Origin of the sequence: Actinoplanes sp. GCM10030250 (assembly GCF_042666575.1) — a bacterium.
Classification (GTDB): Bacteria; Actinomycetota; Actinomycetes; order Mycobacteriales; family Micromonosporaceae; genus Actinoplanes.
In genome coordinates this window covers 93,007-108,406 of the sequence record NZ_JBHTDO010000007.1, presented here as the reverse complement: position 1 = coordinate 108,406, position 15,400 = coordinate 93,007, and the positions used below count along the sequence as shown (strand labels likewise).

The following is a 15,400-nucleotide window of genomic DNA, read 5'->3' as shown; positions in this document are numbered from 1 at the left end:
GATTACTCGGCGCGGTAGTACCTGATCGCAGCCTGTGGATAACCGACACACTGCCGCCGTGATTGTGGATAACTCTCGATGTTGTCTCACCCCTCACCTACGATTAAATGTGCAAGTAGATCAATACCGATGGGGGTCGGCGTTGAGCATCAAGACGGGACCATCGCAACCGGCGATCCTCAATGGACGGCGTCCGGGCGTGCGGCTGAATCAGATCGTCGCCACGCAGATGGCCCTGGCGCTCATCCTCCTCGGCACCACACGCGGTGGCGCGATGCCGGCACTGGCAGGGCTCTGCGCCGCGGCCCTGCTCGCCCTCACTTGGGTACGCACACATGACCGCTGGGCCTTCGGATGGCTCGCCGCCCTCGTCAGGTTCGCCACTCGCCGCCGCGCCGCCCACCTCGACTCACCGGCGTCGGTCCTCGCCTTCGTCGCCCCACGAACTCTCGTGACGACGGCAGACCTGGCCGGAGCACCCGCCGCGGTGCTCTCCGACGAGTTCGGCCTTTCCGTCCTCCTCGAGCTCACTGACCATTTCGCCTGCTTGCCCTCGCTCGCGACTCTCCTGCCCACGCCCGAGAAGGATCAGCCACCGACCCGGCTGCAACTGGTCCTGACCGGCGTCCCGCCGCCCACCGGACGAGGCGGATCCGGCCCCGCCGCGGGCTCATACCGCACCCTGAGCGACGGCAACTCGCTCGCACAGTTCAGCGCCGTGCTGGCCCTTCGCGTCCTGCGCGCCGACGGCTGGTCCGATGAGGAGTTGAGGCGCTCGCTTGTGGGCCAGGCGCGCCGCTTGATGCGGCGTCTGCGGACGTACGGTGCCCGGCCCTTGGACCGCCCCGCTTCAGTACGGGTGATCGCCGAGTCAGCACACGCACCTCCGCTCGGCAAGGCTCGCGAGTTCTGGGACGGGGTGCGGCTCGGTGAACATTTCCAGACAACGTTCCAGTGCTGTTCCGCCCCTGGCACCGCACTTCCCGGACACGTCATCGCTCAGCTGTTGGGCCTGCCCGCATCAGCGACAACCGTGTCCGTGACCGCCGCCCTCAACCCGCAACAACCCGAGAGCCTGCTGACCCAACCCGGGAAATCGCTGACCCAACCCGGGAATTCGCTGACGCCGCCCGCGAATTCGCTGACGCGGCCTGGAAGTTTGCTGGTCCGGCTCGCGGCGCCCGACGCCACCGCTATCGGTAAGGCTGCCCAGTCGCTGTCGAGGCTGCTCACTCCCGAAGGCGTGGAGTTGCTCCGATGGGACGGATCGCATCTACCGGGCCTGTCCGACACCCTGCCCCTGGGCGGCTGGTTCGACCCGACTACTTCCTTCAACGGGTTCGATGCGCCCGTCGTGCGGGCTGGTCTGATACTGGGACGGAATCGCGAGGGCGGTCCGGTGCGTGCCCGCCTCTTCCGGCCGGATCCCACCCTCGTTGCGCTGATCGGCGGGTTGCCCTGCGCGCAGTTGGTGGTGTTCCGAGCGCTGGCGACCGGCGCCCAGGTCACGGTGCGCAGCAGTCGGCCACAGGATTGGGCGCCGTTCGTGCGCGGAGCCGCCGCACCGGGCGGCTCTATCACCGTGCTGCCGATGGACCAGCCGCTCGATCCATCCGCCGGGTCACCGGTGCACCCGTCGCTCACCATCATCGACTCCGGCCAGGCCAGCGCAACCGATGGCGGCAGCGGCAGCGGCAGCGGCGGCAGCGGCAGCGGCAGCGGCGGCAGCGGCAGCGGCAGCGGCGGCAGCGGCGCTTTGGATTGCGTGGAACGCTGGCATACGACTCTGGTGGTGCGCGACGTTGTGAGCACCGGCGACCTTGAGATCGCCGCCCGAGCGGACCTGCTCATTCTGCAGCCGCTGGAGGCCGACGAGGCCGCGCTTCTCGGTGAGGCTTTGAGTCTGGGCGAGACCGCGGACCTTCTTACCCGGATGCGGGCCACGATGATCGCTGTGGTCAGCCGTAGTTCGGTTCGGTGGGCGGCGCTCGCTGAGACGCCGATTGAGAAAGTGCTCATCGGTGACCCGAGCCGGCCCCTTCGTCGCCGGGTGGCTGCGGCGATCCGAAGCAGGGAGGAGCGCGGGCTGAGCGGAGACGGGCGCGGGCTGAGCGAAGACGGGCGCGGGCTGAGCGAAGACGGGCGTGCGCCAAGCGGAGAGGGGCGGATGCTGAGCGATAAATCTGGATATGACTGATTCTTCTGCGACGGGTGGATGAAGATCGCGGAGTGTCGTACCCGCAGGTGGTCCGGCCATGGCACCATGCCCAGCCATGGGCATCCTCATCCGGCTGGCGATTACAGCCGTCTCACTGTGGATCGCGACCCTGGTGATCGACGGGATCGACCTGACCGCTGACTCCGCTGCCGGCAAGGTTGGCACGTTGCTGGCGGTCGCGGTGATCTTCGGTCTCATCAACGCGATCCTGCGGCCGATCATCAAGATGCTCGGTTGCGGTCTCTACGTTCTCACGCTCGGCCTGATCGCGCTCGTCGTGAACGGCCTGCTGTTCATGCTCACCAGTTGGATCGCCGGCGAACTCGACCTCGGATTCCACGTGGACGCCTTCTGGCCGTCCGCCGTTCTGGGCGCGCTGCTGGTCGGCGTCGTCAGCTGGCTGCTGAACATGGTGGTCCCCGATGGCGACGACTGACCGACAACCGGCCGCCGCCGAACAACCAGCCGCCACCAGAACCACCGGCGACGACCGCGACGACGACTAGCTGCGACGACACTGTGGGGGCGCCTTTCCAGGCGCCCCCACAGTCGCACGCGGAGAGACCCTGTGGGGCGGGAGTCGCGCGGCCGTTGAGGCTGTGGAAAGACGGCCGTGAGCGTTTCCCGCGGTGGTGAAGAAACCCGCCACGCCCTCGGAATTGGCCTCGTGAGCTAACGCATATGCAAGGACCGTAACCCCCAACCCCGCCTTACGGTGGGAGGCATGAGTGATGAGCGGCGTGGATATGTGTACGGCCTCACGGCGTACGCGATCTGGGGTTTCTTCCCGATCTACTTCAAGCTGCTCCGCCCGTCGCCCGCGCTGGAGATCCTTTCCCACCGCATCATCTGGTCCGTGCTGTTCGTGGCCATCGTGCTCGCCGCCCTGCGTAATTGGCGGTTTCTCGGCCGCATTCTTCGCACGCCGCGGCTGCTCGGCGGCATCGTCCTGGTTGCTGTGCTGATCGGGATCAACTGGGGCACATACATCTATGGTGTCAATTCGTCCCGGGTTGTGGAGACTGCGCTGGGCTACTTCATCACTCCGCTGGTAGTGGTGCTGCTCGGTGTGTTCGTCCAGCGGGAGCGGTTGCGGGCCTGGCAGTGGGCGGCGGTGGGGGTGGGTGCGCTCGCGGTTGCCGTGCTGGCGATCGATTACGGACGGCTGCCTTACATCGCGTTGACGCTTGCCGCGTCGTTCGGGTGCTACGGCCTGATCAAGAAGCGGATGTCGCTGCCGCCGGCGGAGGGGCTGTTCGTCGAGTCGGCTGTCCTTGCGGTGCCGGCGCTGGGGTACCTGACGTGGCTGAACGTGTCAGGTGGTGCGGAGTTCGGGCACGTGTCGGCCACGCACACGGCCCTGATGATCATTTCCGGTATTGCCACTGCCGGGCCGCTGATGCTGTTCGCCGCGGCGGCGAATCGGGTGCCGCTCGTGGGTCTCGGCATCATGCAGTACGTGGCGCCGATCATTCAGCTGGCGTGTGGCGTGCTGCTCTTCCACGAGCCGATGCCCGCCGCCCGGCTGGCCGGTTTCGGACTGGTCTGGGTCGCGCTGATCATTTTCACCGTGGACGGTCTGCGCAGCGGCCGTGCCACAGCGCGGGAACGTGCGGCGGCCGACGCGACGGCCGCCACCGCCGCTGGGTCGGCCGCCGCCGCCCTACCCTCCCGCTGACTCACGACCGCGGGAGAAGCCCGCTGACGCGCGGCCGCGGGAGGAGATCAACCGCCGGATTTGAAGCCCGGCATGTCGAAGGCCAGCATCGCCTTGCCGTCGTAGCGCACCACTTCGAGCCGAGCCAGGCTGCCTTCGGCGAAGTGGGTGACCCCTGGCATCCGGAAGGTGGTCCCGGGCTGCGCCAGCCACGAGCCCAACTGTTCCTTCTGCTCGTCGGGGCCGTACGCGATCAGCCGGAACGTGTAGGCCTTCTCCGCGGACTTGCTGTACGAGCACACCATCTCGACGTTCGTCCCACCCGCGGTGCTGGTGAGCCGCACCGTCGCCGTTATCGGGGACACGTCCTCGACCGGGTCCATCGCGAGGGCCGGGCCGGGCGGTGCCGCCACCGGTGCGGTGCGGTCCATGCTCCACGCCACGACCCCGCCGCCGACAAGAAGGACGAGCACCGCCGCCACGACGGTGCTGAGCACGCGGATCGAGAACGCCCGCACGCGTGGTCGACGGCGTGGATGGGGGTGTGGATAAGGATGTGGATAAGCAGAGGAGTGCGAGGTCAGGGAGGGGTCGAGGAGCCGCGCGAACTCGTCGGCGTCGAGCCGGTCCAGCATGTCGGGCACGCGTGCCAGGTCGGCAACTGCCTCCCTGCAGAACGAACAGCTCGCCAGGTGACTCTCGTAGGCGGCCCGCTCACCCGGCGACAGCGCGCCGAGGACATAGGCGGCGTCGTCGTGCCCGTCCTCGCACCGCATCCGTACCGCCTCCAGCCGGCTCGTTCGTCCCGGTCTCTGGTACGCGGCGTAGGACTCGAAGGTTCAACGATTCCTTAACGGTCCTCGTCAAAACGTGGCGGCCCGCATGCGGAGAGCCACGGTCCATCAGGCGGTCGCGGATTCGCCTCCGGACAGTGCCTCGGCCACGTTCCGGGCGGCCGCCGTGAGCTTGGCCCGCACCACTCGAGCCGAGGTCAGCATCTCCGCGGCGGGCATCGAGCAGGCGAGCACGAGCCGCCGCTCCATGTCGCGATCGGCAACCACGACCACGGCAGCCGAGGCCAGCCCCTGCCGGAACTGTCCCATTTCGATCTGCATGCCGCGTCGTTCCCCTGCCGCCAGATCCGCCTCGAGCGCCTCGGGTGTCGTCAGCGTCGCCGGCGTGAATGCGCGCATGCCGTAGTCCCGGAGGTAGCGCGAGCGCTGGTCGGGGGTGAGCGTGGCGAGCAGCGCCTTGCCGAGCGCCGTGGCGTGGCCGCCCTCGTCGAAGCCGGGTGCGATGTCGTCGAGGAACGGTGACCGGGCGCCCTCCGCCGAGGCGGTGACGGCGATCCGGCCGCCGACGAACCGGCCCAGGTAATGGCTGTAGCCGGTGTCGAGGGCGGCGCGGCGCAGGGCCTCGCCGACAGCCGGTGGACCACGGAACGCCGAGACCAGCTCGCGGTATCGATCGGCAATCTCGAGACCGACGATGTACGTGCCGTCCTCCCGGCGGATCACGTAGCCCTCATATGCCAGGGTCCGCACCAGGTGGTAGGTCGTCGCGACGGTCAGCTCACACCGCCGGGCTATCTGCTTGACGGTGAGTCCGCGCGGCGCACGTCCGACCGACTCCAGAACGCGCAGGGCACGCGACACGCTCCGGATGAGATCTGACGGCTCCGCTAGGGGGTCACGCACAGCTACCTCCGAGGCCAGGGACTTACACCATATGAAGAAACGTTCGTGGACGGAATGCCAAAAGCATGTGGATCACGATCGATTTACACAGCGGGTGTGATCGATGGAACTGTCCGCAGCCGGGTTGCGACCGGATGGCCTAGTCTTCGTCCAGTGGCAACGCCCCGATTTGCACCGAACGGAACCGGTTTCACCAGCGCCGATGCCAGCCGCGCCACCGTCGGGGCGCTCGCGGTGACGATCGCTGTTTCGATACCGGTCTTCCTTATCGGGGGCCTGGCCGTTCAGATCGGCGAGGAGCTCGGTTTCTCCCCCGCAGGCCTCGGTTTGGCCGTTTCCGCCTACTTCGGAGCGAGTGCTCTGGCCTCGATCCCGGCCGGAGCTCTGGTGGAGCGTCACGGAGCGACCCGAATCGCGCGGCTCGGCGTCACCCTCGCGGCACTCGCCCTGATCGGGGTCGCCGCCGCGGCCCGATCGCTGTGGACGCTGATCGCGATCATCATGATCGGCGGCGCCGCCAACGCCATGGGGCAGCTGGCCAGCAACACCAGCCTGTCCCGGCACGTACCGATCCGCCGCCAGGGCCTGACCTTCGGCATCAAACAGGCCGCCATCCCGATCGCCACGCTGCTGGCCGGTGCGGCGGTCCCCGCGGTGGCACTCACCGTCGGCTGGCGCTGGGCGTTCGTGCTCGCCGGCGCCTTCGGCTTGGCCGCGATCCCGCTGATCCCGGCCGAGCAGGAGCAGCGACGGCCGGCGCGCGAGGCGGGACAGGCCACCGGAGCGCTGATCGTGATCGGTCTCGCCGGCACGCTCGCGTCAGGTTCCGCGAACGCGCTCGGCACCTTCGTGGTCTCCTCCGCCGTGGACCGCGGCATCTCGCCGGGAGCGGCCGGCCTCGCACTCACCCTCGGCGGCGCGGTCTGCATGCTGGCCCGGATCGCCGGCGGCTGGCAGGCGGACCGGCGCCCCGGCAAGCAGGTGGGAGTGAGCGCCGCACTGCTCGCCTGCGGCGCCGTCGGCCTGGGGCTGCTCGCGATCCCTGGCGAGTTCGCGCTGGTCCTAGGCGTGCTGCTCGGCTTCGGTTTCGGCTGGTCATGGCCGGGATTGCTGAACTTCGCGGTGGTCCGGCTCCATCCGCAGGCGCCCGCCGCCGCGACGTCGATCACCCAGGCGGGCGTTTATGCCGGCGGCTGCGTCGGGCCGCTCACGCTGGGTGCGCTGGCGAACGCCGCCGGCTACCCAACGATGTGGACGGTCGGCGCGTGCGCGATGGTCACGGCAGGAGCGTTGATGATGCTCGGCAGTCGCCTACTCCGCCGCCACGCGACCGAAAAGGAGCACGCGGCGGGTTAGCAGACCAGGCAGGACCAGGCAGGGGTACGGAGAAAGCGGCGCTTCCGACCGGATAGTAGATGCTCAGCCCGTTCGGTCGGCGATGAAGTCGCAGAGTGCCTCCATCGCACGCCGCGCCTCCCCCTCCGGAAGCGGCGCCAGCCGTGCCCGGGCGTCCTCCGCATAGGTCCGCACCGTCTCCCGCGCCCGCTTCATCGCCGCCGACTCCCGCAGCAGCCCCAGCGCCTCGGCGTGCAGCGTGTCGTCGGTGATCGGACCGGCCGACAGCAGCTCGCGCAGCCGAACCGCGGACGCGTCGGTGTCGTCACCGGCCAGCGAGTAGAGCACCGGCAGGGTCGGCACACCCTCGCGCAGGTCGGTGCCGGGTGTCTTCCCCGACTGGACCGACTCGGAGGCGATGTCCAGCAGGTCGTCGGAGAGCTGGAACGCGATGCCGATGGTCTCGCCATAACCGGCGAGAGCCTCCACATGCTCCGGCCGGGCGCCCGAGAAGAGGCCACCGAACCGGGCCGCGGTCGCGATCAGCGAGGCGGTCTTCTCCGTGATGACGTGCAGGTAGTGCTCGATCGGGTCGCTGTCACGCGGACCCACCGTCTCGGCGATCTGGCCGTGCACCAGGCGCGCGAAGGTCTGCGCCTGCAGGTGCACCGCTTCGGTGCCGAGCGAGGCGGCCAGGTCGGCGGCCTGCGCGAAGAGATAGTCGCCGACGAGGATCGCCACCGAGTTGCCCCAGCGCGCGTTGGCGCTCGGAGCACCCCGCCGGACGTCGGCCTCGTCCATGACGTCGTCGTGATAGAGCGTCGCGAGGTGCGTCAGCTCGACCACGTTTGCCGCATCGACGATCTCGGGCGCCGTCGGATCACCGAACTGGGCACCGAGCGCCACCAGCAGCGGACGGAACCGCTTGCCACCGGCATCAGCGAGATGGCGTGCGGCCTCGGCCACCAGGGGGTCGGCGCTGGCGACATGGCCACGCAACGCCTCTTCCACAGCGACAAGCGTCGCCGACACCGACGCGTCCAGTGCGGGATCGACGTCGAGGCCCAGCGGCGACAGCGCCGGATCGGGATGCGCCAGATCAGGCTGTACCAGATCGGGCTGTGTCCGATCGGGTGGGGTCCGATCGGGTGGGGTCAGATCACCGGTGCTCACCACGCTTTCACGATGCCATACGGGTCTGACGGTTTCAGTGCCAGGGTGGCGCGCGACAAGATCAAAGATCCGACAGCAGGGGTACGAGTCAGCACAAGTCCCCTGGCTACCGGCCTAACTGGGCGATGCCCGTGCGTCACGGTGGCCTATCTCACCCCACTTCCGGCCTTGCACACGGCGAAGACCCCCTCAACACCTTCCGACATGGATATCCGCAGCCGCTCAAGCGCGCCCCAGCCCCGGCCCTAGCCCTCGCCCGAACCCCGGCTGGACGTGAGAGGCGCCTTCCGGCCCGAAAAGCACCGCTGACAGCCAGCCGGACCAACCAGCTGGACCAACCAGCTGGACGTGAGAGGCGCCTTCCGGCCCGAAAGACACCGCTGACGGCCAGCCGAGCCGACGGGCTGGGCGTGAGAGGCGTCTCGGCGGCAGCGCTGGGAGCCGGCCGGGGTGGGGGTGGGGGTGGGGGTGGTTGAGCGTGGGGTAGGGAGGGCGCGATTGCCCGTACCCGAGCTGGTGTTGGACGGTGTTGATCGGTGGGTGGAACGGCGAGAGCCCCGGCGCGCGGCCGGGGCTCTCGACTGATCGGTTTCGGAAGTCAGCGGACGAACTGTGCCGCATCCCTGGTGAGGTCGATCAGCGGGGCCGGTACGACGCCCAGCGCCACCGTGACGATCACGCCGAGCGCCAGCGCGGTCGAGGTGAGGAAGCCCGGGATGGAGACCGCAGGGGTCGACTCGCCGGGCTCGGAGAGCCACATCAGTACGACAACCCGCAGGTACGGGAAGGCCAGCAGCATGCTGGTGATCACTCCGAAGATCACCAGCCAGGTCTGCCCGCCCTCGACGGCCGCGCCGAACACCGCGAACTTGCTGGTGAAGCCGCTGGTCAGCGGGATGCCGGCGAAGGCGAGCAGGATGAAGGTGAAGACACCCGCGAGCAGTGGGCTCTTTCGGCCGATGCCCGCCCACCGGGACAGGTGGGTGGCCTCGCCGTCGGCGTCGCGGACCAGGCTGATGATCGCGAACGCCGCGAGCACCGAGAACCCGTAGGCGACGAGGTAGAACATCGTGCTGCTCAGACCCTCCTCGTTCAGGGCGAGGACGCCGACGAGCAGGTAGCCGGCGTTGGCGATGGACGAGTACGCCAGCAGCCGCTTGAGGTCGGTCTGGGTGACCGCCAGGACCGCGCCGGTGAACATCGTGAGCACCGCGATCGTGCCGAGGACCGGCTGGAAGTCCCAGCGCACACCCTCGAACGCCACGTAGAGGATCCGCAGCAGGGCGCCGAACGCCGCCACCTTGGTGCAGGCCGCCATGAACGCGGTGATCGGGGTCGGCGCGCCCTGGTAGACGTCCGGCGTCCAGACGTGGAACGGGGCGAGCGCGGCCTTGAAGAGCAGTCCGATCGAGACCAGGCCGAAACCGGCGTAGAGCAGCACCTGGCTGCGCTGCGGGTCGGCGACAGCGAGGTGGATCTTGTCGAGCTGGACCGCGCCGGCGAAGCCGTAGATGAAGGCCACGCCGAAGAGGAAGAACGCGGAGGCGTACGAGCCGAGCAGGAAGTACTTCAGCGCTGCTTCCTGGCTGAGCAGGCGCCGGCGACGGGCCAGGGCACAGAGCAGGTAGAGCGGCAGCGAGAAGACCTCGAGCGCGACGAACATGGTGAGCAGGTCGTTGGCGGCGACGAAGAGGAGCATGCCGCCGAGCGCGAAGATGGTCAGCGGGTAGACCTCGGTGGCACCCGGCTGACCGGCGGCCTGCTGAACGTCCTTCTTGGAGCCGACCGTGATCGCGGCCTGCGAGACGAACGCGCCGCCCTGCTCGACCGACCGCTCGCCGATGAGCAGCAGCGACACCGCGCCCAGCACCAGGATGGCGCCCTGGAGGAAGAGGGTCGGGCCGTCCACCGCCACCGCGTTGCCGATGGTCTTGATGTGCGTGCCGCGGGCCATCACCACCGCCGTCAGCGACGCGACGACAGCGAGCAGCGCCACCACGAGCTGGACGGTGTTACGCACCCGGCGCGGCAGGACGACCTCGAGGACCACCCCGAGGCAGGCGGCCGCGAAGAGGATCAACATGGGCAGCATTGCGCCGTAGTCGATCGGGGGAAGTTCCAGCTTCAGCTCTTCCATGGCTAACGGCCTGCCTCTCCATCAGCGACCACCGTCGGAGCCGGGTCGCGCGTACCGACGTCCTGCATGGTCGCCTGCACCGCCGGGTTGATCACGTCGGTGACCGGCTTCGGGTAGAAGCCGAGCACCAGCAGGAGCGCGATCAGCGGTGCGACCACGAACTTCTCCCGCAGGGTCAGGTCCTTGGACATCGCCGGCACCTCGGTGAGAGCCGGGTTGAGAGTGCCCTGGGTGGTGCGCTGGATCATCCACAGCACGTACGCGGCGGCGAGGATGATGCCGAGGGTCGCGATCACGGCGATCGGCTTGTTGGTGCTGAAGGTGCCGATCAGTACCAGGAACTCGCTGACGAACGGTGCCGTGCCGGGCAGGGCCAGCGAGGCCAGACCGGCGAAGAAGAGCACCCCGGCCAGGACCGGTACCAGCTTGCCCGCGCCGCCGAAGTCGCTGACCAGCGCCGAACCGCGCCGGGCCACGAACATGCCGACCACGATGAAGAGCAGTCCGGTGGCGAGACCGTGGTTGACCATGTAGAGCACGGCTCCGGTGCCGGCCTGCGTCGTGAACGCGAAGATGCCGATGCCGATGAAGCCGAAGTGGGCGATCGACGTGTACGACACCAGCCGCTTCAGGTCGTTCTGGCCGACCGCGAGCAGCGCCGCGTAGATGATGCCGATGACCGCGAGGATCATGGCCGCCGGAGCGAACCAGCGGGACGCCTCGGGGAAGAGCGAGAGGCAGTACCGCAGGATCCCGAACGTGCCGACCTTGTCCATCACACCGACGAGCAGCGCGGCCGCACCGGCTGGTGCGGCGCCACCGGAGTCCGGCAGCCAGGTGTGGAACGGGAAGAACGGCGCCTTGATCGCGAACGCCACGAAGAAGCCGAGGAACAGCCAGCGCGCGGTGTTCTGGTCCATCGAGCCCGCGGCCTCGCTGAGTTTCACGAAGTCGAAGGTGTGCCCGCCGATCACCCACAGGCCGATCACCGCGGCCAGCATGAAGAGGCCGCCGACCAGGCTGTAGAGGAAAAACTTCACCGCCGCGTACTGCTTCTGGCCGCTGCCGAACGATCCGATGATGAAGTACATCGGGATCAGCATGATCTCGAAGAACACGTAGAAGAGGAAGATGTCCGCCGCGGCGAAGACACCGATCATCGTGAACTCGAAGGAGAGCAGCAGCGCGAAGTAGGCCGGTGCGGACCGCCGGCTCTGGTCGACGTCGTTCCAGGACGCCAGGATGACGATCGGGAACAGGACGGCGATCAGCATCAGCATCACGAGCGCGATGCCGTCGGCGGCGAAGGTGAACCGGGCGTCCCAGGACGGGATCCAGGCGTACGACTCGTGGAACTGGAACCGGTCGCCGTCGATGGTGAACGCGGCCCACATGACGATGCTCAGTACGAGCACCACCAGCGACCAGGCGAGCGCCACCATCTTGGCCAGCTCGGCCTTCGCCCGCGGGATGAAAGCCACCACCCCGGCTCCGACCAGCGGCAGAACCGTCAGGACGGACAGGAACGGAAAGTCGCTCAAGCCAACCACCCCAGCTGGATCGCGATGAAGGCGCCCACGATGAGCATGGCGCCGGTGAGCATCGACAGGGCGTACGAGCGCACGAACCCGGTCTGCAGCCGCCGCAACCGGCCGGACCCGCCGCCGACCGCGGCCGCGATGCCGTTGACCACGCCGTCGATGCCCCTGTTGTCGAGGAACACCAGGGCGCGGGTGAGGTAGATGCCGGGCCGCTCGAACACCGCCTCGTTGACCGCGTCGGTGTAGAGGTTGCGCCGTGCGGCGGTGACCAGCACCCCCGCCGGCTGCGGCTCGGTGGCCGTGCCGTTGCGGAACAGCGCCCAGCCCAGACCCGCGCCGAGCACCGTGACGACCAGCGACAGGATGGTGATCATGGTGTGCGAGAGGACGCCGTGCGCCGCCTCGCCGGCTTCCTCGCCGAGGACCGGGGTCAGCCAGTCCGGCACGCTCGTGCTCATCAGCCAGCCCGCGCCGACCGAGCCGATCGCCAGCAGGATCAGCGGGATCGTCATGATCGGCGGCGACTCGTGCGGGTGCTTGATGTCGTCGGTCCAGCGGGCCGGGCCGTGGAACGTCAGCACGAACAGCCGGGTCATGTAGAAGGCGGTCAGGCCGGCGCCGATCAGCGCGGCCAGCCCGAACACCCAGGCCTCCCAGGTCACCTCACGCTCGAAGGCGGCCGCGATGATCGGCTCTTTGGAGAAGAAGCCGGAGAGCGGCGGGATGCCGATGATCGCCAGCCAGCCGGTGGCGAAGGTGATCCAGGTGATCTTCATGTGCTTCGACAGCCCACCGAACCGGCGGATGTCGACCTGGTCGTGCATGCCGTGCATGACCGAGCCGGCGCCGAGGAACATGTTGGCCTTGAAGAAGCCGTGCGCCAGCAGGTGCACGATGGCCAGCGCGTACGCGCCGCCGCCGAGCCCGACGCCGAGGAACATGTAACCGATCTGGCTCACCGTCGACCAGGCGAGGACCCGCTTGATGTCGTCCTTGGCCGCACCGATGACGCAGCCCATCAGCAGCGTCAGGGCGCCGACGCTGACCACGATCAACTGGAGTGTGGTGTTCGCCGAGAAGATCGGGTTGGACCGGGCGATCAGGTAGACGCCCGCGGTGACCATGGTGGCCGCGTGGATGAGCGCCGACACCGGGGTCGGGCCCTCCATGGCGTCCGGCAACCAGGCGTGGAGCGGGAACTGACCCGACTTACCGGCGGCGCCGAGCAGGAGCAGGATGCCCATGATCAGGATCGTTCCGGCGGCCAGCGACGGGACACCGTTGAAAACGTCCGAGTACTGGGTGCTGCCCAGCTCGGTGAACATCAGGAAGATGCCGATGGCCAGGCCGGCGTCGCCGACCCGGTTCATCAGGAACGCCTTCTTACCGGCGGTGGCCGCGGACGGCCGGGTGTACCAGAACGAGATCAGCAGGTACGACGCCAGACCGACGCCCTCCCAGCCGAAGTAGAGCATCACGTAGTTGTTGCCCAGGACCAGCAGCAACATCGCCGCGACGAAGAGGTTGAAGTAGGCGAAGAACTTCCGCCGACCGGGGTCGTGCTCCATGTAGCCGACCGCGTACAGGTGGATCAGCGAGCCGACGCCCGTGATCAGCAGTACGAAGACGCCGGAGAGCGGATCGAAGAGAAGGCCGAAGTCGACGTGTAGGCCGCCGACCACGATGAAGTCCCAGAGGCTCAGTTCTGCCGAGCGCTTCTCGGCGTCCAGGCCGGCCAGGCTCGCGAAGAAGATCAGCCCGAGCACGAACGAGGCGGCGACCGCGAGGACGCCGAGCCAGTGCCCCCACTTGTCGGCCCGCTTGCCGAGCAGCAGCAGCACGGCCGCGCTGGCGAGGGGAATCGCCACGAGCAGCCAGATGCTGCTCAGCACTCCCGTCGCGGGGGCGAACTCCACTGTCTGTTCCACGTGAAGGCCCTTCAGTACTTAAGAAGGTTCGCGTCGTCGACGCTCGCCGAGCGCCGCGTACGGAAGATCGACATGATGATGGCAAGGCCGACGACGACCTCGGCTGCCGCGACGACCATCACGAAGAACGAGATGATCTGGCCGTCGAGGCTGCCGTTGATCCGGCTGAAGGTGACCAGTGCCAGGTTCGCGGCATTGAGCATCAGCTCGATGCACATGAACAGCACGATCGCGTTGCGCCGGATCAATACGCCCGACGCACCGATGGTGAAGAGCACGGACGCCAGGATGAGGTAGTAGTCGGGAGTCACTTCTCGGTTCCCTTCGGTGCCGCCTCGGTGGGCGTCAACTCGCGGACCGGGAGGATCGGCGAGATGCTGCGCTCGGCTCCGTTGCCGTCCGGCAGGCGGCCCGGTGCGGCCACCGACATGGTGTTCGCGTAGACGCCGGGGCCGGGCTTGGGACCGGGGTAGTTGCCCGGGCGGAAGCGCTCCTTCATCCGGGTCACCTGGTCGGCCGTCTCCTCCTTCGTCTTCACCACGTGGGCCATCACCATGGCGCCGACGGCTGCCGTGATGAGCAGGGCCGAGGTGACCTCGAAGGCGTAGACGTACTGGGTGAAGAGCAGTGCGGCCAGGCCCTCCACGTTGCCGTTCTTGTTCGCCTCGGCGAGACCGACGGCGTCCGTCGTGCCGAGCGAGCGAGCCAGACCGGTTCCGATCAGAGCCGCGAAGCCGACGCCGAGCACGATCGCGGCCAGCCGCTGACCGCGCAACGTCTCGATCAGCGAGTCCGAGGCGTCCCGGCCGACCAGCATCAGCACGAACAGGAAAAGCATCATGATGGCGCCGGTGTAGACGATGATCTGGACGGCGCCCAGGAACGGCGCCGCGTTGACCACGTAGAGGAAGCCCAGGCAGAGCATGGTCACGACCAGCCACAGCGCCGAGTGGACGGCGTTACGGGCGAGGATCATGCCGAGCGCGCCGATCACCGCGACCGGCCCGAGGATCCAGAAGGCGACAGCCTCTCCGGTGGAGACGTGCCCCGCGGCGGCCGCGAGTACGACTTCGGTCATCATCGCCCCGCACCTTCCTTCCGGACGGTTCCGGCCGCCTCGGGCCGGTCGGCGTGCGTGTGCGGTTCCGAGGCGTCGTGCGTATCGGCGTCCGACCACGGTGCCCGCTCGGCACCGACCGACGTTCCCGGGTTGGTGAGGGCACCGATGTAGTAGTCCTTGTCGGTCTCACCGAGGCGCATCGGGTGCGGCGGCTGCTCCATACCGGGCAGCAGCGGGGCCAGGAGCTCCTTCTTCGTGAAGATCAGGTCCTGGCGGTTGTCGCGGGCCAGCTCGTACTCGTTGCTCATGGTCAGCGAACGGGTCGGGCAGGCCTCGATGCAGAGCCCGCAGAAGATGCACCGGGCGTAGTTGATCTGGTAGATCTTCGCGTACCGCTCGCCCGGCGAGAAACGCTGCTCGTCGGTGTTGTCGCCGCCCTCGACGTAGATCGCGTCGGCCGGGCAGGCCCAGGCGCACAGCTCGCAGCCGATGCACTTCTCCAGGCCGTCCGGGTGACGGTTGAGGATGTGCCGCCCGTGATAGCGCGGCGCCGGTTTGGGCGGCGAGAACGGGTAGTCGGTCGTGATCACCTTGCGGAACATGTGCGCGAAGGTCACGCCGAAACCCTTGAAGGAGCCGGTGAAGGTGCCCACG

At 68.2% G+C, this 15,400-nt stretch carries 13 protein-coding genes; 4 read left to right on the top strand and 9 right to left on the bottom strand.

Annotated features, from left to right (window positions below):
* The first annotated feature begins 142 nt into the window (after positions 1–142).
* The 3 genes from ACFQV6_RS12350 (at position 143) to rarD (ending at position 3,896) form a co-directional block, all read left to right on the top strand.
* The gene (locus ACFQV6_RS12350) at positions 143–2,197 is read left to right on the top strand and encodes a type VII secretion protein EccE (RefSeq protein ID WP_378027550.1); all 2,055 of its coding nucleotides are present in this window, start codon (positions 143–145) and stop codon (positions 2,195–2,197) included.
* Positions 2,198–2,273: 76 nt separating this feature from the next.
* Positions 2,274–2,654 carry a phage holin family protein gene (locus tag ACFQV6_RS12345; protein WP_378027549.1) on the top strand — a complete coding sequence of 127 codons (381 nt, stop codon included), beginning with the start codon at positions 2,274–2,276 and terminating at the stop codon, positions 2,652–2,654.
* 288 nt (positions 2,655–2,942) lie between these two features.
* The gene (rarD, locus tag ACFQV6_RS12340; protein ID WP_378027548.1) at positions 2,943–3,896 is read left to right on the top strand and encodes an EamA family transporter RarD; all 954 of its coding nucleotides are present in this window, start codon (positions 2,943–2,945) and stop codon (positions 3,894–3,896) included.
* A gap of 47 nt (positions 3,897–3,943) precedes the next feature.
* On the opposite strand, the gene ACFQV6_RS12335 is transcribed toward rarD, so the two are convergent.
* Entirely contained in the window at positions 3,944–4,651 is a 708-nt protein-coding gene (locus ACFQV6_RS12335) for an anti-sigma factor family protein (protein ID WP_378027547.1), read from the bottom strand.
* Between the two features lie 126 nt (positions 4,652–4,777).
* Positions 4,778–5,572 (bottom strand): IclR family transcriptional regulator, encoded by a 795-nt coding sequence (locus ACFQV6_RS12330; protein ID WP_378027546.1) that lies wholly within the window; start codon positions 5,570–5,572, stop codon positions 4,778–4,780.
* 234 nt (positions 5,573–5,806) lie between these two features.
* Here ACFQV6_RS12330 and ACFQV6_RS12325 point away from each other — a divergent pair, with 234 nt between their 5' ends.
* The gene (locus ACFQV6_RS12325; RefSeq protein WP_378027545.1) at positions 5,807–6,928 is read left to right on the top strand and encodes an MFS transporter; all 1,122 of its coding nucleotides are present in this window, start codon (positions 5,807–5,809) and stop codon (positions 6,926–6,928) included.
* A gap of 63 nt (positions 6,929–6,991) precedes the next feature.
* Here the strand turns inward: ACFQV6_RS12325 and ACFQV6_RS12320 are convergent, their stop codons facing one another.
* From ACFQV6_RS12320 to nuoI, 7 genes are all read right to left on the bottom strand, one after another.
* Complete coding sequence (locus tag ACFQV6_RS12320) at positions 6,992–7,984, bottom strand: polyprenyl synthetase family protein (RefSeq protein WP_378027699.1); 993 nt, start codon at positions 7,982–7,984, stop codon at positions 6,992–6,994.
* A 694-nt stretch (positions 7,985–8,678) separates the two neighbouring features.
* Positions 8,679–10,217 (bottom strand): NADH-quinone oxidoreductase subunit NuoN, encoded by a 1,539-nt coding sequence (gene nuoN / locus ACFQV6_RS12315; RefSeq protein WP_378027544.1) that lies wholly within the window; start codon positions 10,215–10,217, stop codon positions 8,679–8,681.
* A gap of 2 nt (positions 10,218–10,219) precedes the next feature.
* Complete coding sequence (locus ACFQV6_RS12310; protein WP_378027543.1) at positions 10,220–11,758, bottom strand: NADH-quinone oxidoreductase subunit M; 1,539 nt, start codon at positions 11,756–11,758, stop codon at positions 10,220–10,222.
* Positions 11,755–13,686, bottom strand: coding sequence for an NADH-quinone oxidoreductase subunit L (nuoL, locus tag ACFQV6_RS12305; protein WP_378027542.1), 1,932 nt, complete (start codon positions 13,684–13,686; stop codon positions 11,755–11,757). The genes ACFQV6_RS12310 and nuoL overlap by 4 nt, the downstream gene beginning before the upstream one ends.
* Before the next feature lie 11 nt (positions 13,687–13,697).
* Positions 13,698–13,997, bottom strand: coding sequence for an NADH-quinone oxidoreductase subunit NuoK (nuoK, locus tag ACFQV6_RS12300; protein WP_378027541.1), 300 nt, complete (start codon positions 13,995–13,997; stop codon positions 13,698–13,700).
* Positions 13,994–14,764 carry an NADH-quinone oxidoreductase subunit J gene (locus ACFQV6_RS12295; protein WP_378027698.1) on the bottom strand — a complete coding sequence of 257 codons (771 nt, stop codon included), beginning with the start codon at positions 14,762–14,764 and terminating at the stop codon, positions 13,994–13,996. The genes nuoK and ACFQV6_RS12295 overlap by 4 nt, the downstream gene beginning before the upstream one ends.
* Positions 14,764–15,399, bottom strand: coding sequence for an NADH-quinone oxidoreductase subunit NuoI (gene nuoI / locus ACFQV6_RS12290; RefSeq protein WP_378027540.1), 636 nt, complete (start codon positions 15,397–15,399; stop codon positions 14,764–14,766). Before nuoI ends, ACFQV6_RS12295 begins: the two co-directional genes overlap by 1 nt.
* Position 15,400: the final 1 nt, after the last annotated feature.

Coding starts and splice junctions, on each gene's coding strand:
- rarD (WP_378027548.1), top strand. CDS start 2,943: ATGAGTGATGAGCGGCGTGGATATGTGTACGGCCTCACGGCGTACGCG.
- ACFQV6_RS12295 (WP_378027698.1), bottom strand. CDS start 14,764: ATGACCGAAGTCGTACTCGCGGCCGCCGCGGGGCACGTCTCCACCGGA.
- ACFQV6_RS12335 (WP_378027547.1), bottom strand. CDS start 4,651: ATGCGGTGCGAGGACGGGCACGACGACGCCGCCTATGTCCTCGGCGCG.
- ACFQV6_RS12345 (WP_378027549.1), top strand. CDS start 2,274: ATGGGCATCCTCATCCGGCTGGCGATTACAGCCGTCTCACTGTGGATC.
- nuoN (WP_378027544.1), bottom strand. CDS start 10,217: ATGGAAGAGCTGAAGCTGGAACTTCCCCCGATCGACTACGGCGCAATG.